The sequence below is a fragment of the Delftia sp. WY8 genome (assembly GCF_018437695.1).
GTDB lineage: Bacteria > Pseudomonadota > Gammaproteobacteria > Burkholderiales > Burkholderiaceae_C > Comamonas > Comamonas tsuruhatensis.
Map to the genome: position 1 here is coordinate 3,919,433 of NZ_CP049795.1, position 22,620 is coordinate 3,942,052.

Consider the following 22,620-nt stretch of genomic DNA (forward strand, 5'->3'; position numbering starts at 1 on the left):
AGAAGGCAACTATAACCGATATCTCTTTGTCACGCAACTGCGTTAGACAACAGGCAGGCGGGCGGGGCGGCAGCCACCGCTCGGTATAGTGCCCAACCCATGGCCAAAGACAAAACCACGTTCATCTGCAATGCCTGCGGCGGCTCCAGCCCGCGCTGGCTGGGCAAGTGCCCGGCCTGCGGGGCCTGGAATTCGCTGATCGAGGCCGTTGCCGAGCCTGCGGGCGCGGGCAAGAACCGGCTCAGCCAGCCGCAGGGCTATGCGGGCCTGGCCAATGCCCAGGCCGTGATGCCGCTGTCGGCCATCGAGGCCCAGGACGTGGCGCGCACGCCCAGCGGCATCGAGGAGCTGGACCGCGTGCTGGGCGGCGGCATTGTCGAAGGCGGCGTGGTGCTGATTGGTGGCGACCCCGGCATCGGCAAGTCCACCCTGCTGCTGCAGGCCATGGATGCGCTGCACCGCGTGGGCCTGCCCACGCTGTATGTGACCGGCGAGGAAAGCGGTGCCCAGGTCGCGCTGCGTTCGCGCCGCCTGGGGCTGGAGGCCAGCCAGGTCAATGTGCTGGCCGAGATCCAGCTGGAGAAGATCCTCGCCACCATGGAGGCCACGCAGCCGGCCGTGGTCGTCATCGACTCCATTCAGACCGTGTACTCGGACCAGCTGTCCTCGGCGCCGGGCTCGGTGGCCCAGGTGCGCGAATGCGCGGCCCACCTCACGCGCGCGGCCAAGACCACGGGCATCACCGTGATCCTGGTCGGCCATGTGACCAAGGAAGGCGCCCTGGCCGGCCCGCGCGTGCTGGAGCACATGGTGGACACCGTGCTCTATTTCGAGGGCGACACGCACAGCAACTTCCGCCTCGTGCGCGCCATCAAGAACCGCTTTGGTGCCGTCAACGAGATCGGCGTCTTCGCCATGACGGAGAAGGGCCTCAAGGGCGTCACCAACCCCAGCGCCATCTTCCTGTCCCAGCACAGCGAGCCGGTGCCGGGCTCCTGCGTGCTGGTCACGCTGGAGGGCACGCGGCCCATGCTGGTGGAAATACAGGCCCTGGTCGACCAGGGCGGCCCCGCGCCCCGGCGCCTGTCCGTGGGCCTGGACCGGGACCGGCTGGCCATGCTGCTGGCCGTGCTCAGCCGCCATGCGGGCGTGGCCTGCGCGGACCAGGATGTCTTCGTCAACGCCGTGGGCGGCGTGCGCATCAGCGAGCCTGCGGCCGACCTGGCCGTGATGCTGTCCATCACCTCCAGCCTGCGCGGCCGCGCCCTGCCCAAGGGATTCCTGGCCTTTGGCGAAGTGGGCCTGGCCGGCGAAGTGCGCCCCGCGCCGCGCGGCCAGGAGCGCCTGAAGGAAGCCGCCAAGCTCGGCTTCACCATGGCCGTGGTGCCCAAGGCCAATGCGCCCAAGAAGGCCATCCCCGGCCTGACCGTGCATGCCGTGGAGCGCGTGGACGAAGCCATGAACATCGTCCGAGGGATGGGCTGAGGCACTGCCTTGCCGAGCGCATTGCGGGGGCATACGCACTGTCCGCAGCGGTCCTGCGGCGCCTCCATAAGACAATCGGCGCCATGAATTTGCGCAATATCCTGATTCCCCTGGGTCTGCTCGTACTGCTGGTGGCTGCGCACCAGTCCTATGGCTGGATGGGCGTGGTTGCCGTGGGCGGCGGCATCATGATGTGGCTGCTGCTGCATTTCACGCGGCTGATGTCCATCATGAAGAAGGCCTCGGACCGTCCCATGGGCTATGTGGGCAGCGCCGTGATGCTCAACGTCAAGCTCAAGCCCAAGGTCTCGCTGATGCACGTGGTGGCCATGACGCGCTCCCTGGGCGAGCGCCTGTCCGAAGACGGCCAGCATCCCGAGATCTACCGCTGGACCGACGGCACGCAATCCCATGTGACCTGCGAGTTCATGCATGGCCGGCTCGTGAAGTGGACCCTGGTGCGCCCCACGCCCGAACCCGAACCGCAACCCGAGACGGTGGCGGCCCCCGAGGCAGCCCCCGCGCCCTAAAATAGCGGGTTGGTGTTCTGTTCAATACCCCCAAGGATGTTTCTATGAGCCCCGTTGTTCCCTCGATGGCCGATCGTGACGGCAAGATCTGGATGGATGGACAGCTGGTGGACTGGCGCGATGCCAAGATCCACGTGCTGACCCACACGCTGCACTACGGCTGCGGCGCATTCGAGGGCGTTCGGGCCTACAAGACCGAACAGGGGCCGGCCATCTTCCGCCTGGAAGACCACACCAAGCGACTGTTCAACAGCGCCAAGATCCTGCGCATGCAGATCCCGTTCACCCAGGAAGCGGTGAACCAGGCCCAGGTGGAGGTCGTGCGTGCCAACAAGCTGGAATCGTGCTACCTGCGCCCGCTGACCTGGATCGGCGACCGCAAGCTGGGCGTCTCGCCCAAGGGCAACACCATCCACCTGATGGTGGCTGCCTGGGCCTGGGGCGCCTACCTGGGCGAGGAAGGCATGCAGCGCGGCATCCGCGTGAAGATCTCCAGCTTCACGCGCCACCATGTGAACATCACCATGAGCCAGGCCAAGGCGGTGAGCAACTACACCAACTCCATCCTGGCCAACACCGAGGCGCTGGACGACGGCTACGACGAGGCCATCCTGCTGGACGCCTCGGGCTTCGTCTCCGAGGGCTCGGGCGAGAACATCTTCGTCATCAAGGACGGCGTGGTCTACACGCCCGACCTGTCGGCCGGCGCGCTCAACGGCATCACGCGCAATACCGTGATGCACATCTGCAAGGACCTCGGCCTGGAGGTGGTGCAAAAGCGCATCACGCGCGACGAGCTGTACATCGCCGATGAAGTCTTCTTCACCGGCACGGCCGCCGAAGTCACGCCCATCCGCGAGGTGGACCGCATCGAGATCGGCGCGGGCAGCCGCGGCCCCCTGACCGAAAAGATCCAGCAGGCCTTCTTTGACATCGTCAACGGCCGCAACCCCAAGTACGCCCATTGGCTGACTCGGGTCTAAAAAATGACCCCCACGCTACCCTTGCTTTGCAAGGTCCACTGCCCCCCGAGGGGGTGCTTTTCATCTTGGGGCGGCCCGACGATGAAAATGACAGATACCCACGAAAGAGATAAGCAAGCATGACAACGAATGCCACCGTCGAACTGGCGGCCAAGGACCTCAACGCCCAGGGCGGCGTGTTCTGCCCCAGCCCCAAGGCCGACATGAAGCTGTGGAACAGCCATCCCAAGGTCTACCTGGACGTGGCCCACACCGGCGAGGCCAAGTGCCCCTACTGCGGCACGCTGTACCGCTTGAAGGCCGGCGAAGTCTTCGCAGGCGGGCATTGAGCAAAGCGGGCCTCGGCCCGCTTTGCGTGTCTCAGCGCGCCGACAGCGCGCGGCCCCAGATGCTGCCGGGCGCAGCACCTCCGTGCAGGGCCAGCATGTCCGTGAAATGGCGCCGTTCCCCGCCGCGCAGCTTGACGATGGGCGCCGCCACCTGCGGCGCCTTCGCCAGGCACAGCTGGGGGTAGAGCAGGTACCACTTCCAGCGCAGGGCGCGGTGGTAGAAGAAGGCGGTGTCCTCGGCCTTGAACAGCGTGAGCCGGGCATCGGACAGCCGGCGCATCACCTGCTGGGCCGTCACATGGATCAGAAGGTAATTTGGATCGGGGATGCCCTGCAGCACCTCGGCGGCGTCGGGCCGCGACTGCAGGCGCTGCAGGTAGGCCGCAGGGCCCTCCACGATCAGCGCCTGGTGAAACTCCTTTTGCCATTCCGATACAAAGCGCGAGCCGGCCGGAGCGCAGAATGACCAGCTTTCGATCACGGGGTAGCGCCTGTCCCTGGTGAAGCCCTCAAGGTAGAAGCCGGTCAGCTCGGTGGCGCCTGCGCCGGCGCCCATCCAGTCCAGCGGCGCGGTCAGCAGCGTGGTGGCATCGAACCAGTAGCCGCCGTGGTGCGCCACCAGATACAGGCGCAGCCAGTCCGATTGCTTGGTGGGGTGGAGTTCGGCAAATGCCGCAGGAAGGTCGCCGCAGGCCACGTACTGGCCCAGGCTCTCTGGTGTCACGACGATGACCTGGTGATCCGGGCATTGCCGCCGCCAGCTGTCCACGCACTGCTGGACGAAAGGGTCCAGGCCGGACTGGTTCCAGTACGTCCAGATCGTCTTCGGGATGTCCGCTGCAAGACCATCGGCTGCCGGGGGCGATGGGGGCAGCTGCAAGGGCGCGGGCATGGTGTAATCTGCGCCGATTTTGGAAGGGGCTGCCCAGCGATGGAGCAGCCTGAATAAGACCGCAGGAATTTTTTTCATAGCGGATGGAAAGCGGAATGCCCGCATTTTGGGGCAGAAAGTCGCGGTCTTGATGAGATTTGACAAGTCGAAGCTGCCAGGGCTCCTCACGACCCTGGCCGCTGTTCTGGTGCCCGGACTGGCCTTGTGGCTGCGTTCGGGCTATTCCTATGGCGCGGGCCTCATGGCCCTGGGCGCCCTGTGTTTTCTGCCCCGCTGGGTCCGGTACAGGCAGTCGCCTGGCACCTGGCTGCTGGTGGCACTGTTCATGGGCATGGCGGTGATGTGGTACCACCTGTCCGTGCTGGACGGGGGCACCGGGCAGTTCGACCGCCCCGTGAAATTCATCCTGGGCGCGGTCAGCCTGCTGTTCGCCATGTGCTACCCGCCCACGGCGCGGATCTTCCTGTGGGGCATACCGCTGGGCAGCGCAGGCGCGGGCTTCATGGCCCTGTGGCAGGTCTGCGTGCTGGGCATGGAGCGGGCCACGGGCTACACCAATGCCATCCAGTGGGGCAACATGGCCTTGCTGCTGGGCTGCTTCTCCTGCATCTATGCCATGTCCTTCTGGCACCAGCGCTCCCTGCTGTGGCGCCTGCTGGTGCTGGCGGCCGCTGCAATGGGTGCGCTGGCTTCGCTGCTGTCGGGCTCGCGGGGGGGCTGGCTGGCGCTGCTGCCGATGTTCCTCATGCTGATGGTGCTGGTGCGCATGTACCGCCCGCAGTACTTCGGGCGCCTGTTGCTGGGCTGCGCTGCAATCGTGGTGGCGCTGGCCACCGTGATGGCCTTCATACCCCGCGTCAGCGAGCGCGTCGACGAGGTCTACCTGGATGTGAGCAACTACCTTCATGCCGGCAACTCCGACACCTCGCTGGGCACCCGGCTGGAGCAGTACCGGCTGGCCGTGCAGATGATCGGCGAGAAGCCCCTGCTGGGCTGGGGCATGCAGGGCTATGTGGACGAGATGCACCGGCGCGTGGACGCGGGTGACTATGGACGCTCCATCCGCGAATACAACTTCATCCACAACGACTTCCTGGACATCTGGGTCAAGCTCGGCGTGCCTGGCGTGCTGCTGCAGGCGGCACTGTTCATCTCGCTGCTGTGGCTGTTCTGGCCCTCGCGGCGGCGCATGGCGCTGTGGCCTGCGGACAGCACCCCCTGGCGCGAGGCCCTGCTGCTGCGTATCCTGGGCAGCCTGATGCCAGCCATGTACCTGGCGTTCGGCATGTCACAGCAATTTTTCGTGCACAACAGCGGCATCGTCTTCTTCGTCTTCCTCGTGGTGGCCCTGTGGTCATCGCTGCATGGCCTGGAAAGGGCCAGCGGAGCCGTGCGGTGACGGACCGCGCCACCATGGCCCGGCCCCGGGTGCTGCACTTCGTGACGGGCGGCTTTTCGGGTGCCACCCAGGTGGCGGTGGACCTGGTGTCGGCGCACCGCGCGTCGGGCCGCTTCGACGCCCGGCTGGTGCTGCGGCGCAAGCGCAATACCTCCGATGAACGCGTGCAGAAGCTGCGCGACGGCGGCATCGATGTCGACGTGGTCGCCGGCTGGTCCCATGCCGCCACCGTCTGGCAGCTGCGCCGCATCTGCCTGGACTTCCGGCCGGACATCGTCGTCGCCCATGGGTTCAGCGACCACCTGTGGGGCCGATTTGCCGCGCTGTGGGCCGGCGTGCCCTGCCTGGTGCATGTGGAACACAACTCGCGCGAGCGCTACACGCGCTGGCGGCTGGCGCAGGCCCTGTGGCTGACCGAGCGCACGGCCGCCATCGTCGGCTGCTCCGAAGGCGTGCGCCAGAGCCTGCAGGACCGTGGATTTCCTGCGGCCAAGCTCATGGCCATCAGCAACGGCATCCGGCCCGAGCCCTATCTGCAGGAGCCGCCCCCCTTGCTGCAGCGCCGCCCGGACATCGTCATGGCCGCGCGCTTTGCGCGGCAAAAGGACCATGCCACCTTGCTGCGCGCGCTGGCCGTGCTGCGCCAGCGCGGCCTCAAGCCCACGCTGACGCTGGCCGGCGGCGGCAAGGCGCGCGCCCAGCAGGCGGCGCAGCGGCTCAGCGCCGAACTGGGCCTGCAGGACCAGGTGCAATTCATCGGCATGTGCAACGACGTGCCCGGCCTGCTGCGCGCGCACCGCGTCTGCGTGCTGTCCACGCACTACGAGGGCATGCCCCTGTCCCTGCTGGAAGGCATGGCGGCGGGCTGCGTGGTGGTGGGCAGCCGCGTGGTGGGCGTGCAGGAAGTGGTGCGGCCCGGCGACAACGGCCTGCTGGCCGCGCACGCCGACCCTGAATCGCTGGCCGACGCCCTGCAGCAGGCGCTGCAGGATGACGAGGCCGCCGTGCGCATGGCCGCCACCGCGCGGCAGGAAGCCCTGTCGCACTACAGCCTGCAGCGCATGACCGGCCAGTACGAAGACCTGTTCGCCCGCCTGCTGCAGGGGGAGCGTCCGTGACCTGGCTCAGCATCCTGGTGCCCGTCTATAACGTGCTCCCCTACCTGGAGGAATGCCTGCAGTCCGTCATGGACCAGTCCGATGCCGGCGTGCAGGTGCTGGTGCTGGACGACTGCTCCACCGATGGCTCCTGGGCCCTGATGCAGCAACTGGACCAGCGCTGGCCCGGCCGCCTGCAGCTCATGCAGCATGAGCGCAACGCCGGCCTGAGCGCGGCGCGCAACACCATGATCGAGGCGGCCACGGGCGACTACCTGTGGTTCCTGGACTCCGACGACAAGCTGCTGCCCGGCGCGATTGCCGGACTGTCGGCCATCGTGAAACAACATGCGCCCGATGCCGTGCTCTGCGACTTCTCCGTCTGGCGCGAGGCCCCGCGCCTCAAGCACCGCCTGCGCGGCGAGGCGCACCGGCACAGCTTCCAGGGCCCCACGCTGCAGTGCTCGCAGGACCGGGGCGCCCTGCTGGCCGGCCTGCTGCGCACGGGGCAGCTGCATGCCTGGTCCAAGATCTCGCGCCGCAGCCTGTGGGATGCCGGCCTGCGCTTTCCTGCAGGCCGCTATTTCGAAGACATGATGACCATGCCGCAGATGGCGCTGCGCTGCAGCAGCTTCTACTACTGCCCCCAGCCCTGGGTGGCCTACCGGCAGCGTGCCAACTCCATCCTTGCGTCCATGACGCCGGCCAAGGCGGCAGACCAGTCCGCCGCCCTGTGGCCGCTGGCGCAGGCCGTGCAAGCCCTGCAGGATGATGCGCTGCGCAACGACGGGCGCCTGCACTTCGCCTGGGCGCACCAGGCCGCGCGCAACCTCATCGGCGCCCTGCGCTTTCTCGACCGACAGCGGGACATGCCGCCCGCGCAGCTGCAGGCACTGGCCCAGCAGTTCCTGGCGGACTTCGGCCGCATCTCCCCGCTGTCCCTGCCCGCCCTGCGCCAGGCCTATCTGCGGCGCGGTTGGTGGCTGCGCGCATGGAAGCTGCGCAGCTGGGAGCGCCGCGCGCAGCAACTGGGAACACCGGGAGCCCACGCATGAGCGGCCTGAAACTGAAAACCCGGGGCGAGCTGTGGCTGGCGGCCGGCATGCGCCGCTTCTACGCCACCTTCGCACGCCGCCTGGAGAAGGGCCCCGCGCCCGACTTCCGCAGCCACGACATCGGGCCTGCGGCGCCCGTGCCCGTCTCCACGCCCATTCCCCGCATCATCTGGGCCTACTGGAATGGCGACTCGGTGCCCCTGCTCATACAGCGCTGCTTTGACAACTGGGCCCGCCTGAACCCCGGCTACAGCCTGCGCATCCTCAACGACGCGCAACTGCCGCAATACGTGCCGCAACTGCCCGGCAACCTGCAGCAGCTGCCCGTGGCCAAGCGCTCGGACTGGCTGCGGCTGGAATTGCTGCACCGCCATGGCGGCATCTGGCTGGATGCCAGCACCATCCTCACCGAGCCACTGGACTGGCTGCTGGAGCAGCAGCAGCGCAGCGGCGCCGACCTCGTCGCCTACTACCTGGAGCGTTACACCCGCGACCTGCAGGTGCCCGTGGTCGAGAACTGGCTCATGGCCGCGCCCCCGGGCAGCGCCTTCATCGCCGCACTGCACAAGGAATACGTGGAGCAGGTCCTGCCGCAGACGGGCGAGGCCTATATCTCCCAGCTCCAGCAGGCCGGCGAATACGAGCAACTGCGCCAGGGCATAGACATGCCCGCCTACCTCAGCATGCACCTGGCCATGCAGCGCGTGCTGCGCGCCGGCGGCAGCTACCGCCTGCGGCTGGCCAAGGCCGAGGACGGCCCCTTCTTCCTGCACGTGCAGGGTAACTGGGGCCGTACCCCGCTCAAGATCCGCCTGATGTTCTCCCGCACCGAACAGGCGCCTGTGCCGCTCATCAAGCTGCGCGCCCCCGACCGCAAGAAGCTGGACCTGTACCTGGAGCGCGGCCTCTACGTGCCCGACAGCATCGCCGACCGCTACCTGCGGGGCTGAATCCCGCTCATCGCCTTCCATGGCGAGCCAGAGCCGTCCGCGCCGATGTGCCCGATTCGATGCGCCATCATCGTGGCATTGCGTTTGAATGGGGGAGATGCATATGCACCAGGACTACGCCATCCTGAAGCGCCAGGACAATATCGATGCGTATTTCAAAGATATAGAGAAGATATACGTCTCCAATGGCTGGGGCAGCAGCTATCCGGAAGGCCTGCTTCGGCAGATGTTCAGTGCCTCCTACTACCTGCTGGCGACCACCACCAGCGGTGCTGTCGGCTTCCTGCGCGGCTTCACCGACGGCGCCATGGTCACGCACCTCAGTGAAATCGTCGTGGACCCCGGGCTGCAGCGGCGGGGTATCGGCAGGCTCCTCATGCAGAAATTCCTGCAGGATATCGGCCACACCACCATTTATGCAGAGGCCCTCAATCCCCAGGCTGCCTTGCTTTTGCAGCGGCATGGGTTTGGAGAGTGCCGGAACCTGAAGGTGTATTCAAGAAAAAAAGAGCCCGGCTGACGGGGGCAAGCCTATGGTTTCGCCCTATCGCATCGCAGGCCATGGAGGTTGCTGCGCGTGGGAGCTCAATCGCATGGCGGTTCTTGCTCGCCGGCAACCCGTGCGTGTTGCTTGAGTTCGCGGGGCAAGGGGGCTGGCTGAGGGCGATTCATGCAAAACAATGCCGCTTGCGTATACGGCAGCTTGCATGGGGCTGCGTCAGGCTGACTCGCTTCATGGCATGTGATCGGTCATCCTGCCTGCGCGTGTCTATGGCAAGCATATCTCAACGGGATTCGTGCAGACATTCCGTGGAGATTTGCTCACCCTACGGCTGGCGGTGGCAAGCTAGTGTATTCACGATGTGTTCAGCCCACCGTCAAGACACCTACGATACCAGTAGCTTGACATATTCGTAACAATGCTTAACATCATCGCCTATTCAGGCGAATAGTTGTAATCGTCTTTTGTTTATTTTCTAGGGAGGAGAAAGTTTTGAAAGAAGTGAACCAAGAGCAGCTAATCAAGGACATTAGCGAACGTATTAAGAAAATCCGATCCTACACACCGAAGGTTGGTGTTTTTGGGAACTCGGGAGTGGGGAAATCCAGTCTTTGCAATGCACTATTTGGCAAAGATGTTGCCAAGATCAGCGATGTAAAGGCATGCACCAGGAAGCCGCAAGAAATATTGATTGGCAGTGCTGATGGAGAAGGTGGGATTGTTTTGGTTGATGTTCCGGGAATTGGTGAAGATCCCAAGCACCAGGAAGAATATACGGAACTTTATAAGAGCCTGGTTCCTGAGTTGGATTTGATACTGTGGGCCATTAAAGCCGATGATAGAAACTATGCTTCTGGTCTTGATGCTTATGCGGCCATTTTTAGCGGAAAGAAAGAAACCCCGGTTATTTTTGTAATAACCCAAACAGATAAGACCAACGACAGTGAAGACTGGGAGCATGAGAAATATTCGCCTGGCGAGAGTCAATTAAAGAATATTGCTGTCAAGGAAAATGATGTTTCCAGAAGGTTTAAAACACCCGCTAGCAATATAGTCTCCATTGCCGTTTCGAAAAAAGGAAAATCCTATAATCTGGCATCACTGGTTGAACTTGTTGTGGAGGCGCTCCCAAACGAAAAAAAGTACTCGTTTACACGAGAGGCAAAAGAGGAAAACGTAAGCCAGCAAGCAAGAAAAAGCGCTGAAAAAGGTATTTGGGATTCAGCCAAAGAAATGGCCGGAGAAGCATGGGATGCCGTTAAGGACAAAGTTGTGGATGCCCTTATTACCTCCGCTCCCAAGATCATTTCAACAGTTGGTCGATGGATTAAGAATTGGTTTTAAATTATAGTAAACCAAAAAGAAAAATTAGCCTTAAAAATAATCTTGATGCACATAAGTCAAAGTGCGGTACATGATTTGTTGAATGGATTGAAATTGTAGGTGGCAAGTGAGCCGGGTTGCAGAGTAATCCAAGTCACCGCTACCAAGAAAAGGGAATTTACTGTGACAACCAAAGTTCAGTTAGAACAAGAAGAACCTGCTGTTCTCTTACGACCAGAAAATGCCAACAAGAAATATGAGGCATTATTTCTTGAGATTGATTCTGGACAGATTAAGTTGCCCATGTTCCAGCGAGAATTTGTTTGGGACAAAGAACAGAGCGCCAAGCTGATTGATAGCATTTTAAAGGGCTACCCCATTGGGACTTTTATTTTTTGGAAGACGAGGGAGGCTCTTAGATCGGTGAAAGATATTGGAAATCATTCGTTGCCTGAAAGTCCCAAGGGAGACTATGCTCAATACATTCTGGATGGGCAGCAGCGAATTACTTCTCTTTATGCTATTCGCAAGGGCCTTCGAATTTCAAAGGATGAGGAAGAAATTGATTACACTGATATTTATGTGAATCTTGACTATGATCCATTGAACGATGAGCAAATCGTGACGAGCCAGAAGGATGAGGAAAAAGTTTCTATTTCAGTGCATGATCTGCTGACCCGGAAAATGGGAGACTTGTTCAAGCAGGTTGGTGGAGAAAAATCGGATCTGGTTGAAGAATACAAAACCAAACTGACCACATACGATTTTGCTACTATCACAATCAAGGACTACCCGATAGACATTGCTTGTGATGTCTTCTCCCGAATTAACACCGGCGGAAAACCTCTAACCCTCTTTGAGATAATGGTCGCCATGACCTATGATGAGGAAAAGGGTTTTGACTTGGCTTTAAAATATGAAGAATTACTCAATGGCAGTGACGAAAATGATAAGAGTCTGGCTAAGGCCAAATTTGATACAGTTCCTGCCGCGACGGTTCTTCAAGCGGTGGCCGCAATTGCCGTGGGCAGCATTAGAGCCAAGGATATTCTGAAAATCCGCAGGGAAAAATTCATTGCCAATTGGGAGCCTATGGTGTCTGCCATGTTTGCGGCAGTGGATTTCATTAGAACCAAGCTGCATGTCCCTGTTTCACAGCTTCTTCCTTACGCTTCTCTACTGGTGCCGTTTACATACTTCTTCCACAAGAACAAAAACAAACGGCCAACAGAAATTCAAGCAAAACTCCTGAAACAGTTTTTCTATTGGGTTGGTTTGAACTGGCGATACAGCGGATCAACCGAAACCAAGATTGCTGAAGACCTTAAGAAAATGAATCTGATTCTTAAGGAAAAAATGCCAAGGTATTCTTCGGATGAATTGAGTGTTTCTGCTGATGATATTGGGGAAACTTGGTTCTCGGCAGGTAATTCCAATGTAAAGACTATTCTTTGCTTGTTTGCTTCCAACAAACCTCGAAATCTTGACGATGATAGTGATGTTCTTCTTGATAATTCGAATCTAAGAATTGCCACAAGCAGAAATTATCACCACTTCTTCCCCAGGAAGTATGTTGAGAAAAATTATCCTTTGCTGGAGGCTAACCTGATCGCCAACATAACCCTTATTGATGCCGCCTCCAATAATAAAATCAGAGCAAAGGCGCCCAGTCACTATGTTGAGGAGTTCAAGACGAATAATTCAAGGCTGCTATCTTCACTTCGTTCCCACCTGATTAACGGTTTAAAGGGTTTCGGTATTCTGGAAGATGATTATGAAAAATTCATTGGAAAACGATCTGAGGCGATTGCAGAGGCTCTCAATGAAGCTTTGAATCCAGAGCTATGAATCCAGGTGGCTTGTCAACAGAGAAAGGAGGAGTGATGACTGACTCAGGGATCAAAGAATCCAATGGAAAGACGGTTTGCAAATTCACTGGATCTGAAAGAAAAGAGTCTGACGGAAAAAGGATGTTTGAAGCCCGCTTCTGAGCATTGGGCATCTGAGCCGGACCGTCCTTCTCTGCAACCCGAACGGTTGCAGGAACTTGGAGTTCGCATAGACAAGGATGGGAGTGAGAGGGCGTGTCCGACTCTGTTTTTATCGGTATTGACGTCTCCAGCTTGCCCTGGTCGCCTGCATGCGCAAGCTGCTGACGATGCTCAACGCTATTGTCAAACATGGCTCGATGTGGGATTCGACTATGCATAGTGCTTGACGAGCAAGACGGTTGCTCAGAAAAACTCGTCTAGCAGGTTGTAGAACCGGATGCGCTGCGCATCCGGCACCACGCCGTAGGCCTCGAAGAAGGGCGCCGCCCACTGGGCCCCCAGGTTGCGCGTGATGCTGCGCGAGGCCAGCGCCAGGTCCTGGTAGCGATCGCTGACGCCGAGCCGGCCGCAATCGATGAAGCCGGAGAACGCCGCACCGTCCACGATCAGATTGGGCAGACAGGCATCGCCATGGGCTACGACGGCATCCACCTCCTGCGGCATGTGCTCCAACAACTCGGCAAGCACATCGGCCGCCGTGCGGCCCAGGCGCTCATCGTCGAAGTCCGACTCATCCACCCGTCCGGCCTGCACCTGTGCCTGCGCATGCTCCACGCGCTGCGCGGGCCGGTGGTCGAACGGGCATTCTTGCCAGGGTAAGGCATGAAGGTGGCGCAGAGCCTGGGCGATGATCTGCACGGCCTGGGCGGGCGTCAAATCTGTGGCGCTGGCCATATCGCGCCCAGCAACGGCGGTCATCAGCAGCCAATGGCGCCCGTTTTCGGTGGCGGCCTCCAGCACCTCGGGGCAGGGCAGGCCCATCTGCCGCATCCAGCGCAGCCGGGCAATCTCCTGCGGCAACTCGCTCAGCGGACCCGCAAGCTCGGACTTGACGAAGAGGTCGCCACCTTCGGGAGGGCGCAGCCGGAATACATCCGCGCGAGACTCGCCAATGGCCTGCCGTTCGGCGCGAGTGACTGGAAAACGGGCCTGCCATGCGGCCGGGAAGGGCAGACCGTTGTGGGCGGATTTCACGTCGATGGGGTCTTGCATGCGGGGCTCGCGCGTCTCATGGTGATGGCCAGGCATTTTCGCCGCCGCGGGCCACGGCCCTTCAACCTAGCGCCGTCTCATGCAGGTAGCGCCACAGCACGCCCTGGCCAGCGCGCTTGAGAATGACCACCGAGCGGCGCGAAGTCTCCACGCCGTCCAGGCGATGGGTTTCCAGGTAGCGCATGGCCAGGCCGGCCGCGTCCCGCCATATGGGCTGCATGTCGCAGACGCATATCTCCAGCCCTGGCCGCTGGCCGGCCGCGCGCCGGAACATCTGTTCCACATCGTCCAGGCCGACGAGTCTGCCCGTGGTGGTCACCATGCTGAACTCCGGGCTGAACTGCGGCATCAGCGCCTGCAGCGCGGCCTGTGCGCCCGCTGGTTGGGTGAAGACGGTGTGGATCAGCGCGTGCACCCGGTGGATGCTGCGTTCGGCGATGCCGATGTCAATGTCAATGTCACGGTCGATGGGCTTGTTGTCTTGCATGGTGGTCCTTGGGAGTGTGCAGCGATCGCAGGTGCAGCAGGGGCACAAGCCCTGCCAGCGACGCGATCAGAAACGTCATGTGATAGGCCCGGCCTGCGTCCAGGCGGGTGGCGAGCGTGTTGAAAACCATCAGGAAAAACGCAGCGCCCACGCTGAAGGCCATCTGCCGGTTGAGGTTCCAGATCACGCTGGCCTGCTGCGTCTGCCGGCCGTCGAAGTCCAGCAGCGCCGTCGTCTGCGCGGTATTGGCCCCCAGGCCGCCGCCCAGGCCCATCAGGCCGTAGGCGGCCGCCAGCAGCCAGGGGTCGGCAGGGGCCGCCACGGCGGCCAGCGCCGCAATGCCCAGGCTGTGCAGCACCATGCTGGCGATGAACAGGGGCCGTGCGCCCGCGCGGTTGTACAGCCGGCCGCCCACCAGCATGGACACCAGGGCGCCGCCTGCGTAGACCATCATGAATCGGCCTGTGGCCTGCGCGCTCAGGTGCAGCATGTCCTGCAGGTAGAAGATGTTGAGCAGGTTCACGCCCGTGAACATGCCGGGAATGGCGTGGTAGACGGCCACCGACATGCGCAGGCGCGGGCTTTTGAGCAGTTGCAGTTCCACAATGGGGTGGGCCGTCTTGCGGGCATGGAGGGCATACAGCACCGTGAAGGCCAGGCCCGCCGCCATGCCCAGCCAGGCCAGCGCCAGGCCCTGGCCCGAACCTTGGCCTGCGCCATAGAGCGACATGCCCAGCAGCCAGGCGGCCAGCGCGGCGCTGACCAGCACCAGGCCTTTGAAGTCGGGCCGCTGCCGGGCCGTGGCCGGCGCATCGCGCACCCACAGCCAGGCCAGGCCTGCTGCGGCCAGGGCCAGCGCAATATTGGAATGGAACACCCAGCGCCAGGAGCCGTGGTCCACGATCAGCCCGCCCAGCCAGGGCGAGAGGGCCGGTGCGATCAGCGCCACGGCCATGACCAGCGTGGAGACACGCGCGCGCTCCGGCCCCTGGAACCGGTTGAAGGCCAGGGCCTGGCCCACTGGGATCACCAGGCCGCCCGCCATGCCCTGGATGAAGCGCCAGCCCACCAGCTGGCCGAAGCTGCCCGCCTCGCCGCAGGCCCAGGCGGCCAGGGCGAAGGCCAGCATGGAGCCCGCCATCAGCCCGCGCGCGCCCCAGCGGTCGGCCAGCCAGGGGGCAAGGGGAATGGCCAGCGTCAGTCCCAGCATGTAGGCATTGGCCACCCAGGCTCCGGCCGAGATGCCCACATGGAACTCGGCCGCAATCGTGGGCAGCGCGACGGCGGGCATGAAGATGTTGATGCAGTCGACGAAAAAACCCATCAGGAAAACGGTGGCCAGGCGGTATCGGTATGTCATCTTGCGCTTTCAGGAGGGGCAAGACTAAAGAGCGCGGGCGGCCACGTCGATGGGGCTATGCTGGACTCTTTGTTTGACTGGATTGAACAATGACCCCCACAAGCACGGCCATGCACACGCTGCTGCACCGCGCGCAGACCTTTCTGGCCGTGGTGGATTTCGGCTCGTACACCAGGGCGGCGGACTTCCTGGGCATCAGCAAGGCCATGGCCAGCCTGCACGTCAAGGCGCTGGAAGAGGCGCTGTCGGTGGCCCTGCTGGTGCGCAACACCCGCAGCATCGCCCTGACGGAAACCGGGCGGGAGTTCTACGACGAGTTCAAGGGCATCGTCCGCGACGTGGGCAGCGCCTTCGACAACGCCATGCACAGCGGCAACCGCATCGCGGGCCGGCTGCGCATCAGCACCACCAGCGAATACGGGGAGAAGTACATTCTTCCGCTGATCCCGGCCTTCCTGGAGCGCTACCCGGGCATCTCGGTGGCTTATGACGTCAACTCTTCACTGAGCGACCTGGTGGCCGAAAAGCTGGACCTGGTCGTGCGCCTGGGCCACCTGGCGGACTCCAGCTTCAAAAGCCGCAGGCTGGCCGGCTACGACATCGTGCTGGTGGCCTCGGCCGCCTTCCTGCGCAGCCATCCCGTGCGCAGGCCCGAAGACCTGGCAGACCTGCCCTGGATTGCCAACAGCAACCTCGCCCATCCCACGGCCTGGACGCTGCGCACTGCCGGCGGCCAGGGCGTGGACGTGGTGGGCCGGGCGGCCCACCAATCCAACTCCTCCACCGCCATCCGCGCCCTGGCCCGGTCCTCGCTGGGTGTGGCGGTGCTGCCTGCGTGGTTTGTGGAGGACGACCTGGCCGGCGGCGTGCTGCAGCGCGTGCTGCCGGACCACGCCCTGCCGCCCCAGCCCATCAGCGTGGTCTTTCCCGACAGCAGCCACCTGCCGCGCAAGACCCGCGTGTTCATCGACTTCCTGTGCGAGCACCTGGGCCGGGATTGAGGGTGCGGCTGGCCGGCCCGCCCCGGCCCCGTTAAACTGGCCGCAAGCCGAAAGGCCCGGTGCGTAGAAACACCTTCCGTGAGGTTGCAGCCCCCACCTTAAAGCGGGGCTTTGTCATGCCTTATCTCGTCGGATTGGCGCATTTGCTTGCGCCTGTCCGCATGGTTTCGGGCGTGGTGGGGGCTATCCGCAAGGACGCCCGCACGGCTACGGACGTGTTTCTAACCACCACGCCCACCTGTTGTGCGTAGAAACTCAACCGGTGGTTTTCTGTGATCTCGTAGGAAAACAGACCATGACCCTCCCCATCCTTGCCAGCCCCAGCGCTGCGCTTGCCCCTTCCAGCCCTCTTCTCTACCAGGAGGGCTGACCCCATGACATCCCGCAAAAACACTGCCGGCGCGGCAGTGCAGGCGCAGCCGTTGCCCAAGCGGTCGCAAGCCGCAAGGCCTTCCGACTGGCCCAGCGCGTGGCAGGCCATGCATGTCTGCCTGGTCGTCATCGAGGGGCGGCTGGTCACCCTGGCCGAGGTCTGTGGCAAAAAGCCCGACCGCAAGGCCCGCCAGTTCGACGTGGAATGCGCGGTGGAGCTGGCGCTGGCGCACATACGCCGCATGCGCGCCGACCCACCGGACAGCCACCAGGCGTTCGAGCAGCAGTGGCACCTGGCGTCCTGCGCCATCGAGCTGGCCGATGGCGCCTACCGCTTCCCCCGCTCGCGCTACGGCCGCCTGCTCAAGCGCACCCGCTGGCATTTCGACCTGCTCAGGGATCTGGTGGAACGTGTGGAGTGGCAGCACCGGCGCGGCTGAGCCGCAGGCGGCAGCTCAGGCCAGCGGCAGCCGCAGCACGAAGCAGGCGCCCGGCTGGCCGTCGGCGCGGCCTTCGCAGTGCACGCTGCCGCCGTGGCGCTGGGCGATGGAGCGCACCAGGGCCAGGCCCAGGCCCACGCCGCCCGAGCGCTCGCTGGCGCCGGGCAGGCGAAAGAACTTCTCGAAGATGCGCTCGCGGTGGGCCGGCGCCACGCCGGGGCCATGGTCGCAGACGCGGATCTCGGCCATGGCGTCCTGGCGCGCGAGCTCCAGCGTGATGGCGCCCTGGCTGTAGCGGCGCGCGTTCTCCAGCAGGTTGCGCACGGCACGGCGCAGCAGCTTGGAGATGCCGGGCACTTCCAGCGCGTCGGTGGACTGCAGGTCCAGGTCGGCATCCACGCGTGCGCATTCCTCGGCGGCCAGGCCGATCAGGTCCACGGGCTCGATCGTGCCCACGTCGCCCTCATAGGTCTCCAGCCGGCTGGCCAGCAGGATCTCGTCCACCAGCTGGTCCAGCTCGCTGATGTTGCGCTGGATCTCGGCGCGCGCGCGGGCGCTGGCGGGGTCGTCGCCCATGAATTCCAGGCCCATGCGGATGCGCGTCAGCGGCGAGCGCAGCTCGTGCGAGGCATTGGCCAGCAGCGATTTGTGCGAGGTCACCAGGGTCTCGATGCGCGCGGCGGCGGCGTTGAACTGGTGGGCCAGGTCGGCCACCTCGTCGCTGCCGTGCTCGGGCACGCGCACCGACAGGTCGCCCTCGCCAAAGCGCTTGACGCCGCGCTGCAGGTTCTCCAGCCGCTTGAGCAGGCGGCGGATGATGGGGAACACGCCCACGGCCACGGCCACGCCCACCAGGCCCAGCAGCCACAGAAAGCCGAAGGGCGGGCGCAGCCAGAAGGCGGCGGCGCCGTCGTGCGGCGGGCGGTCGCCGCGCGGCGGGCGCGGCGCCATGTGCAGCATGTAGGTCTGGCCGTCCGTGCCCTCGATCTCGAAGCGCAGCCCCTCCTCGGGCGAGCCGGGCAGGCGCCGTGCACGGCCCTGGGCGATCACGTTGCCCTGGCCGTCGCGCATGGCCACGTCGCGCGAGGGCGGCGAGCTGGCGCTTTGCACGTTCTGCGCGTTCTGCTCGGCCGCGATCTGCCAGGCCCATGCCACCGTCAGCGTGAGCACGGCCACGCCGCCGACCACGGCCAGCCAGATGCGCAGGTACAGGCGCTGGGAGAAGAGGGACAGCAGCTTCATTCGCTTGGCTAGTCTTGTTGCTTGGCGAAGACGTAGCCCACGCCGCGCACCGTGAGGATGCGCTTGGGCGCCTTGGGGTCGGCCTCGATGGCGGCGCGGATGCGGCCCATGTGCACGTCGATGGAGCGGTCGAAGGCCTCCAGCTCGCGGCCGCGCACGGCCTCCATGATCTGGTCGCGCGTGAGCACGCGGCCCGCGCGCTCGGCCAGCGTGACCAGCAGGTCGAACTGGTAGGAGGTCAGCTCGCAGGGCTGGCCCGCCACGGTGACGCTGCGCGCGTCGCGGTCGATCTCCAGGCTGCCGAAGCGCAGCGCCGTGGTCACCTGGGCGTTGGCCGTGCCCTCGCCGCCGCCGCGCCGGCGCAGGATGGCGCGGATGCGCGCCAGCAGCTCGCGCGGCTCGAAGGGCTTGGGCAGGTAGTCGTCGGCGCCGATCTCCAGGCCGATGATGCGGTCCATGGGGTCGCCCTTGGCCGTGAGCATCAGCACCGGCACCTGGGCTGAGGGGCCGGGCAGGGCGCGGATGCGCCGGCAGACCTCCAGGCCGTCCATGTCGGGCAGCATGAGGTCGAGGATGACGAGGTCGGGCAGGTCGGCGCCGGCCACGCCGTCGGCGGGCTGCAGCTGCTCCAGGCCGCTGCGGGCATCGCCCATGTGGGTGACCTGCAGGCCGTTGTTGCCCAGGTAGTCACCCACCATCTGCGCGAGGCGGGTGTCGTCTTCGATCATCAGAAGATGGTGCGTACTCATGGAGGGCAGTGTATTCATGCTGGGGCCTGGCGTCGTGTTGCGACGATGCTCGCAGCGCCCCGTCAGCCGTGCTTGTCGCTTGCGTAAAGTTCGGTAAAACAGCGCAGCCTGCGGCCAGCCGCTCAACTGCCGCGTTGCGCGGGCCGCACCGCATGCACGCGCGAGGCCAGCGCGATCAGCACCAGCACGGGCAGGCCCAGCAGGGCCGTGGCCTGGAAGAAGCTCACGTAGCCATGCGCATCGACAAAGGCGCCCGAGAAGCCGGCCAGCCACTTGGGCGCCAGCAGCATCATGGAGCTGAACAGCGCGTACTGCGTGGCCGAGTACTGCACATTGGTCAGCCCTGACAGGTAGGCGATGAAGGCCGCCGAGGCGATGCCGCCGGCCAGGTTGTCCGCGCTCACCACCCAGACCAGCGCATTCACGTCATGGCCGCGCGTGGCCAGCCAGGCGAACAGCAGGTTGGTGGCGGCCGACAGCGCGGCGCCCAGCATCAGCACGCGCATCACGCCCCAGCGCATGGCCAGCGCCCCGCCCAGGAAGGCGCCCGCCAGCGTCATGATCACGCCGTACACCTTGGTCACGGCGGCCACCTCGTCCTTGGTGAAACCCATGTCCACGTAGAAGGGGTTGGCCATGATGCCCATGACCACGTCGCTGATGCGATAGATGGCGATCAGGCCCAGCACCAGCAGCGCCTGCCAGCGGTAGCGGCCCAGGAAGTCGGCAAAGGGCTCGACCAGCGCGCCACGCAGCCACTCGGCCGCGTTGCGGGCAGGCGCCAGCGGGCGTGGCACCGGTTCCGGCGAGAGCAGCACGGTCAGCATGCCCACGGCCATGGAGGCAGCCATGGCCAGGTAGGCCACCTGCCAGGCGCCGCTCTGGTAGCCCGCCGTGCCCGCCACCTCGGCGCGGGCGGCCAGCCACAGCACGCCGGCGCCGGCCCAGATCATGGCCAGCCGGTAGCCGGTCTGGTAGGTGGCGGCCAGCGCGGCCTGGCGATCGGTGTCGGCAGATTCGATGCGGTAGGCGTCCAGCGCAATGTCCTGCGTGGCCGAGCCGAAGGCCACGGCCAGGGCGCACCACACCAGCGGCGTGAGCGAGACGCGCGGATCATTGAACGCCATGCCGCACAGCCCGGCGACGATGAGCATCTGCGCGAACAGCAGCCAGCCGCGCCGCCGCCCCAGCCAGCGCGTGAGCAGCGGCAGCGGCATGCGGTCCACCAGCGGCGACCAGACCCACTTGAAGGCATAGGCCAGGCCCACCCAGCTCAGGTAGCCAATGGTGGTGCGGTCCACGCCGGCCTCGCGCAGCCAGAACGACAGCGTGCCCAGCACCAGCAGCAGCGGCAGGCCTGCCGAAAAACCCAGGGCCAGCATGCGCAGGCTGGCCGGCTCGGCATAGACGCGCAGGGTCTGGGCCCAGCTGCGGCGGGGCGCTTCAGTGGGGGTGGAAGGGGCGGAGGAGGTGGTGGTGGACGGCTCGGTCATGTTGGGCTGCGGCAGGCTGCGGCCATTATCGGGCCCATGGTGGCGCGGACTGGCGCGCGCTACCATCGCGGGCACAGGATGCCGCCATGGCCTACACCCTCTCTTCCCTCCACAGCGATGCCGCCGCGCAAGACGGCGCGGCCGATGCCACCGATACCGCCTTCGCGCCGCACAGCTCGGTGCGCAGCTACAGCGGCGAGCACCAGGCCCATGCCCACGGCCATGCGCAAATCCTCTATGCCCTGCAGGGCCGCATGGAGCTGGAAGTGGGCGGGCGCAGCGCCTTTGTGGACGCCGTCAGCGGCATGCTCATCCCCGCCGGCGTGGACCACGGCTACCTGGCGGCGCCGCGCTCGCGCGTGTTCGTCATCGATGCGCCCAGCGGCCCAGGGCTGGACCGGATGCGGCGCTTTTCCGTGCCACCGGCCCTGCGCGGCCGGGAGTCGGAAGGCCCGGCCACAGAGCAGTTGGCCCAGGTGCTGCAGGCGCCCGGCCTGCTGGCGCGTCGGGGGCTGGACCTGCAGCAACTGACCACGAGCGTACAGGCCGCATTGCACGAGGACTGGCCCACGGCCCGGCTGGCCGCCCTGTGCCATATGAGCGCCCAGCGCTTTCACGCACGCTTCGTGGAGCTGGCGGGCCAGCCGCCCCAGGCCTGGCTGCGCGGCCTGCGCCTGGATGCGGCCGAGCGCGGGCTGGCGCGGGGCCTGCCCCTGGAGGCCACGGCGCTGCGCTGCGGCTATGCCTCGGCCAGCGCGCTGGCCTATGCGCTGCGGCGCGACCGGGGCGTGACGGCGCGGCAGCTGCGCGGCTAGCCCGTTCACAGTCTTGCGGACTACGAGCGTTTCTCGACAAATGCCCGGCCGCGCCCGGCGCAACATGGCGCCATGGTTCGCAATTCTTCCGCTTCTTCCTCTGCCGTCGGCATCGCCTTCGTTTCGGTGGCTGCCGTGCTGTGGGGCACGACGGGCACGGCGCAAAGCCTGGGCGCAGGCGGGCTGTCGCCGTTCTGGGTGGGCGCCGCGCAGCTGGCGGTTTCCAGCCTGTTCCTGGGCGCGCTGCTGGCGGTCTCCCATCGGAGGCTGCGCGGGCGGGCCGGGCAGGGCGGGGCACCCGTCCAGCCGCTGCTGCCCAACCCGGTGCACCTGGGACTGCGCCCGGCCTGGTTTCTGCTGGCTTCCATGGGAATCGGCGGCTACAGCATCTTCTTCTACGAGGGCGTGACGCTCACGGGCGTGGCCGTGGGCACGGCCGTGGCCATTGGCAGCGGCCCCATCTGGGCCGGGTTGATGCAGGCGCTGGTGCTGCGCGCGCCCCTGTCTGCCCTGTGGTGGGCCGGCACGCTGGTGAGCGTGGCGGGAGGTGCGGCCATGGTGATGGCACGGGGCGGCGCCACGCTGTCCTGGAGCGGCCTGGCCCTGTGCCTGCTGGCGGGGCTGTCGTACGCGGGCTATGCGCTGATCAACAAGCGCCTGGTCACCCACATGTCGCCGCGCGTGGTGAATTTCTACGTCTTCACCGGGGCGGCCTGCATGGCGGTGCCGATTGCGCTGGTGCAAAGTGGCCTGCCGCAGTGGAGCCTGGCAGCCGTGCTGGTGGTGGTCTACCTGGGCGTGGTGGTGTCGGGCCTGGCGCACATGCTGTTTTCCATCGGGCTGCGCAGCATCTCCGGCCCCACGGGCGTGACGCTGAGCCTGATCGAGCCCGTGGCGGCCTTCGTGCTGGCGGTGTGGGTCGTGGGCGAGCGGCAGCCGCTGCAATCGTGGCTGGGGCTGCTGGCCGTGCTGGCGGGGCTGATGCTGGTGATCGGCGCCGAGATGCGCTCGCAGCGGGCCGTGATGGCCGCGCAGATGGCGTGACTCTTTGTAGGTCGGCGCCGCTCTTCAC

General features: G+C 64.7%; 22 protein-coding genes and 1 pseudogene. 16 read left to right on the top strand and 7 right to left on the bottom strand.

Annotation, left to right across the window (positions count from 1 at the left end; all coding sequences use genetic code 11):
- Window positions 1–99 precede the first annotated feature (99 nt).
- The 4 genes from radA (at window position 100) to G4D77_RS18060 (ending at window position 3,327) form a co-directional block, all read left to right on the top strand.
- Entirely contained in the window at window positions 100–1,485 is a 1,386-nt protein-coding gene (gene radA / locus G4D77_RS18045; protein ID WP_016448587.1) for a DNA repair protein RadA, read from the top strand.
- An 83-nt stretch (window positions 1,486–1,568) separates the two neighbouring features.
- On the top strand, window positions 1,569–2,015 hold the full coding sequence (locus G4D77_RS18050) for a hypothetical protein (protein ID WP_016448586.1): 447 nt from the start codon (window positions 1,569–1,571) through the stop codon (window positions 2,013–2,015).
- 44 nt (window positions 2,016–2,059) lie between these two features.
- Window positions 2,060–2,998: a branched-chain amino acid transaminase gene (locus G4D77_RS18055; RefSeq protein ID WP_016453623.1), complete on the top strand. Its 939-nt coding sequence runs from the start codon at window positions 2,060–2,062 to the stop codon at window positions 2,996–2,998.
- 119 nt (window positions 2,999–3,117) lie between these two features.
- On the top strand, window positions 3,118–3,327 hold the full coding sequence (locus G4D77_RS18060) for a zinc-finger domain-containing protein (protein ID WP_012202256.1): 210 nt from the start codon (window positions 3,118–3,120) through the stop codon (window positions 3,325–3,327).
- A gap of 31 nt (window positions 3,328–3,358) precedes the next feature.
- Here the strand turns inward: G4D77_RS18060 and G4D77_RS18065 are convergent, their stop codons facing one another.
- Window positions 3,359–4,219 carry a capsular polysaccharide synthesis protein gene (locus G4D77_RS18065; protein WP_154833187.1) on the bottom strand — a complete coding sequence of 287 codons (861 nt, stop codon included), beginning with the start codon at window positions 4,217–4,219 and terminating at the stop codon, window positions 3,359–3,361.
- Between the two features lie 130 nt (window positions 4,220–4,349).
- On the opposite strand from G4D77_RS18065, the gene G4D77_RS18070 reads away from it, so the two are divergent.
- From G4D77_RS18070 to G4D77_RS30885, 8 genes and pseudogenes are all read left to right on the top strand, one after another.
- Window positions 4,350–5,618 carry an O-antigen ligase family protein gene (locus G4D77_RS18070; RefSeq protein WP_047468084.1) on the top strand — a complete coding sequence of 423 codons (1,269 nt, stop codon included), beginning with the start codon at window positions 4,350–4,352 and terminating at the stop codon, window positions 5,616–5,618.
- Window positions 5,615–6,736, top strand: coding sequence for a glycosyltransferase (locus G4D77_RS18075; RefSeq protein ID WP_154833189.1), 1,122 nt, complete (start codon window positions 5,615–5,617; stop codon window positions 6,734–6,736). Before G4D77_RS18070 ends, G4D77_RS18075 begins: the two co-directional genes overlap by 4 nt.
- Entirely contained in the window at window positions 6,733–7,770 is a 1,038-nt protein-coding gene (locus tag G4D77_RS18080; protein ID WP_154833191.1) for a glycosyltransferase family 2 protein, read from the top strand. The genes G4D77_RS18075 and G4D77_RS18080 overlap by 4 nt, the downstream gene beginning before the upstream one ends.
- On the top strand, window positions 7,767–8,720 hold the full coding sequence (locus tag G4D77_RS18085; RefSeq protein WP_154833193.1) for a glycosyltransferase family 32 protein: 954 nt from the start codon (window positions 7,767–7,769) through the stop codon (window positions 8,718–8,720). Before G4D77_RS18080 ends, G4D77_RS18085 begins: the two co-directional genes overlap by 4 nt.
- Before the next feature lie 103 nt (window positions 8,721–8,823).
- On the top strand, window positions 8,824–9,240 hold the full coding sequence (locus G4D77_RS18090) for a GNAT family N-acetyltransferase (RefSeq protein ID WP_154833196.1): 417 nt from the start codon (window positions 8,824–8,826) through the stop codon (window positions 9,238–9,240).
- A 483-nt stretch (window positions 9,241–9,723) separates the two neighbouring features.
- Window positions 9,724–10,566, top strand: a complete 843-nt coding sequence (locus G4D77_RS18095) for a GTPase family protein (protein WP_250134283.1) — start codon at window positions 9,724–9,726, stop codon at window positions 10,564–10,566.
- 162 nt (window positions 10,567–10,728) lie between these two features.
- Window positions 10,729–12,393, top strand: coding sequence for a GmrSD restriction endonuclease domain-containing protein (locus tag G4D77_RS18100; RefSeq protein WP_154833199.1), 1,665 nt, complete (start codon window positions 10,729–10,731; stop codon window positions 12,391–12,393).
- A gap of 271 nt (window positions 12,394–12,664) precedes the next feature.
- Window positions 12,665–12,763: pseudogene (locus tag G4D77_RS30885) on the top strand (IS110 family transposase); the annotation flags it as partial.
- Between the two features lie 16 nt (window positions 12,764–12,779).
- Here the strand turns inward: G4D77_RS30885 and G4D77_RS18105 are convergent.
- The 3 genes from G4D77_RS18105 to G4D77_RS18115 all read right to left on the bottom strand — a co-directional run bounded on the left by G4D77_RS18105 (window position 12,780) and on the right by G4D77_RS18115 (window position 15,436).
- On the bottom strand, window positions 12,780–13,589 hold the full coding sequence (locus G4D77_RS18105) for an APH(3')-II family aminoglycoside O-phosphotransferase (RefSeq protein WP_154833201.1): 810 nt from the start codon (window positions 13,587–13,589) through the stop codon (window positions 12,780–12,782).
- Between the two features lie 61 nt (window positions 13,590–13,650).
- Complete coding sequence (locus G4D77_RS18110; protein ID WP_154833203.1) at window positions 13,651–14,076, bottom strand: DUF4440 domain-containing protein; 426 nt, start codon at window positions 14,074–14,076, stop codon at window positions 13,651–13,653.
- Entirely contained in the window at window positions 14,048–15,436 is a 1,389-nt protein-coding gene (locus G4D77_RS18115; protein WP_154833205.1) for an MFS transporter, read from the bottom strand. The genes G4D77_RS18110 and G4D77_RS18115 overlap by 29 nt, the downstream gene beginning before the upstream one ends.
- Window positions 15,437–15,525: 89 nt before the next feature.
- Between G4D77_RS18115 and G4D77_RS18120 the strand changes: the two genes are divergently transcribed.
- Both G4D77_RS18120 and G4D77_RS18125 read left to right on the top strand, forming a co-directional pair.
- Entirely contained in the window at window positions 15,526–16,437 is a 912-nt protein-coding gene (locus G4D77_RS18120; protein ID WP_034365695.1) for a LysR family transcriptional regulator, read from the top strand.
- Window positions 16,438–16,811: 374 nt separating this feature from the next.
- Window positions 16,812–17,249, top strand: a complete 438-nt coding sequence (locus G4D77_RS18125; protein WP_012202265.1) for a hypothetical protein — start codon at window positions 16,812–16,814, stop codon at window positions 17,247–17,249.
- A gap of 15 nt (window positions 17,250–17,264) precedes the next feature.
- Here the strand turns inward: G4D77_RS18125 and G4D77_RS18130 are convergent, their stop codons facing one another.
- The 3 genes from G4D77_RS18130 to G4D77_RS18140 all read right to left on the bottom strand — a co-directional run bounded on the left by G4D77_RS18130 (window position 17,265) and on the right by G4D77_RS18140 (window position 20,733).
- On the bottom strand, window positions 17,265–18,491 hold the full coding sequence (locus tag G4D77_RS18130) for an ATP-binding protein (RefSeq protein WP_012202266.1): 1,227 nt from the start codon (window positions 18,489–18,491) through the stop codon (window positions 17,265–17,267).
- An 8-nt stretch (window positions 18,492–18,499) separates the two neighbouring features.
- A complete protein-coding gene (locus tag G4D77_RS18135) occupies window positions 18,500–19,258 on the bottom strand; it encodes a response regulator (RefSeq protein ID WP_154833207.1) in 759 nt (252 codons plus the stop codon).
- A 104-nt stretch (window positions 19,259–19,362) separates the two neighbouring features.
- Window positions 19,363–20,733, bottom strand: a complete 1,371-nt coding sequence (locus G4D77_RS18140; protein WP_404825842.1) for an AmpG family muropeptide MFS transporter — start codon at window positions 20,731–20,733, stop codon at window positions 19,363–19,365.
- An 86-nt stretch (window positions 20,734–20,819) separates the two neighbouring features.
- Between G4D77_RS18140 and G4D77_RS18145 the strand changes: the two genes are divergently transcribed.
- Together G4D77_RS18145 and G4D77_RS18150 are read left to right on the top strand one after the other, a co-directional pair.
- Window positions 20,820–21,548 carry a helix-turn-helix domain-containing protein gene (locus G4D77_RS18145; RefSeq protein ID WP_047326943.1) on the top strand — a complete coding sequence of 243 codons (729 nt, stop codon included), beginning with the start codon at window positions 20,820–20,822 and terminating at the stop codon, window positions 21,546–21,548.
- A 72-nt stretch (window positions 21,549–21,620) separates the two neighbouring features.
- A complete protein-coding gene (locus G4D77_RS18150) occupies window positions 21,621–22,592 on the top strand; it encodes a DMT family transporter (protein ID WP_154833209.1) in 972 nt (323 codons plus the stop codon).
- Window positions 22,593–22,620 lie beyond the last annotated feature (28 nt).